The organism is Dietzia maris (assembly GCF_014144855.1).
In the GTDB taxonomy this organism is placed as follows: Bacteria; Actinomycetota; Actinomycetes; order Mycobacteriales; family Mycobacteriaceae; genus Dietzia; species Dietzia kunjamensis.
The window spans coordinates 1-2,027 of sequence record NZ_JAALDN010000491.1 but is presented as its reverse complement, the minus strand read 5'-3'; the positions used below and the strand labels follow the sequence as shown (position 1 = coordinate 2,027).

Annotated in this window: 3 protein-coding genes; all 3 read right to left on the bottom strand. The window is 71.4% G+C overall.

Annotated features, from left to right (window positions below; translation table 11 throughout):
- Positions 1–924, bottom strand: a 924-nt coding sequence (locus G6024_RS15130) for a lyase family protein (RefSeq protein ID WP_159149081.1), incomplete at its 3' end; no start/stop codon positions are given.
- Between the two features lie 22 nt (positions 925–946).
- Positions 947–1,090, bottom strand: a complete 144-nt coding sequence (locus tag G6024_RS15125; RefSeq protein WP_156776009.1) for a hypothetical protein — start codon at positions 1,088–1,090, stop codon at positions 947–949.
- Positions 1,091–1,158: 68 nt separating this feature from the next.
- Positions 1,159–2,027, bottom strand: an 869-nt coding sequence (locus G6024_RS15120; protein WP_182640406.1) for an aminotransferase class I/II-fold pyridoxal phosphate-dependent enzyme, incomplete at its 5' end; no start/stop codon positions are given.

The following is a 2,027-nucleotide window of genomic DNA, read 5'->3' as shown; positions in this document are numbered from 1 at the left end:
ACCGCGGAGCACGACCTGCAGACCGTTCACGCGCTCGCAGGAGCGGGTGTTCATCTTGTGCGGCATCGCGGACGAGCCGACCTGGCCGGGCTGGAAGCCCTCGGTGACCAGCTCGTGCCCGGCCATGAGCCGGATGGTCTGCGCCAACGACGACGGGCCGGCGCCGAGCTGGACGAGCGCCGAGACGACCTCGTGGTCCAACGACCGCGGGTAGACCTGGCCCACCGAGTCGAAGGTGCGGGCGAAGCCGAGATGCTCGGCGATCCGCCCCTCGAGCTCGGCCAGCTTGGCGGCGTCGCCACCGAGGAGGTCGAGCATGTCCTGCGCCGTGCCCATCGGGCCCTTGATGCCGCGCAGGGGGTACCGCTCGAGCAACGACTCCACGCGCTCCAACGCCACCAGCAGTTCGTCGGCCGCGGAGGCGAAACGCTTGCCCAGCGTGGTGGCCTGCGCGGCGACGTTGTGGCTGCGCCCGGCCATCACGGTGTCGCGGTGGGCGACGGCGTGCTCGGCCAGACGCCGGACCGCGGCGACGCCGCGGTCGCGGACGAGCTCGAGTGACCGCACCACCTGGAGCTGCTCGACGTTCTCGGTGAGGTCTCGGCTCGTCATGCCCTTGTGGATGTGCTCGTGGCCGGCGAGGTCGTTGAACTCCTCGATGCGGGCCTTGACGTCGTGCCGGGTGACGCGCTCGCGCTCGGCGATCGAGCCGAGGTCGACGCGGTCGATCACCGCCTCGTAGGCCTCGATCACCCCGTCGGGGACGTCGATGCCCAGGTCGCGTTGTGCGCGCAGCACCGCGATCCACAGCTGCCGCTCGAGCACGATCTTGTGCTCGGCGGACCACAGCGTGGCCAGGTCGGCGCTCGCGTAGCGCGAGGCGAGGACGTTGGAGATGCGGGGCTTGCTGCTCTGGGCGGTCACGCCCCCCAGTATCGCAGCCCGGTCAGGAGATCATCGAGCCGCCGGTGGACCCGGCCAGGATCTCCCGGGCGTTGAGGTAGACCTGCTCCACCGTGAGCGGAGCCTGCGCCAGCAGCCACGGCCGGGTGACGTAGACGATGGCGGTGATGATCTCGGCGGAACCCATGCGCCGACCGTAGCGCTCCGCGGGCGCCGGCGGGGGCCGTACATCACAGCCGCCCGCGGGGCCGGTACCTACGGGGCGAGCACGGCCTCCAGCCGGTCCATCGCCTCGGCGATCTCCTCGGTGCCGCCGGCGAAGCTCAGCCGGACGGTGTGGCCACCGTCGACGGTGTCGAAGTCGACGCCCGGCGTCAACGCGACCCCTGTTCGCTCGAGGACCTCCGCGCACCACGCCACCGAGTCGTCGGTCCAGCGTGAGACGTCGAAGTACGCGTAGAAGGCGCCGTCCGGAGGGGCGATCTCCCCCACGCCCAGCTCGCCCAGTCTGCGCAGGACCAGGTCGCGGTTTCGGGCGTACCGCTGGACGTGCCCGTCCAGCTCGGCGGCAGCGGCTTCGGTGAACGCGGCGACGGCGGCGAACTGGGCATCGGCGGGCGGACAGATGGTGAGGTTGCCGATCAGACGGTCCACGGGGTCACGCAGGTACTCCGGCAACAGCATCCAGCCGATCCGCCAGCCGGTCATGGAAAAGTACTTGGACACCGAGCCCATCACCACGGCTTCGCGGCTGGTCTGCCACGCGCTCGCGCACTCCCGGCCGTAGGTGACGCCGTGGTAGATCTCGTCGCTGACGAGCAGCGTGCCGTGGGCCTCGCACCAGCGCGCGAGGGCCTCGAGTTCGCCCGCGTCGATGATCGTGCCGGTGGGGTTCGCCGGGCTCGCCACGATGAGGCCGGCGGGCGCGTGGCCCAGTTCCGCCGTGACCGCCTCGAGCTGCGCGACCGTGGGTTGGTACCGGGTCTCGTGGCCGCAGGCGATCTCGTGGACCCGGCAGCCCAGGGCCTGGAGGGTGTTGCGGTAGGCGGGGTAGCCGGGGCGTGCCATCACGACGGTGTCGCCGGGGTCGAACGCGGCGAGGAACAGCACGGTGAAGCCGCCGG

What these genes read in the sequence shown, in the direction of transcription:
- G6024_RS15125 (WP_156776009.1), bottom strand. Translation starts at nt 1,090, where the DNA reads ATGGGTTCCGCCGAGATCATCACCGCCATCGTCTACGTCACCCGGCCG.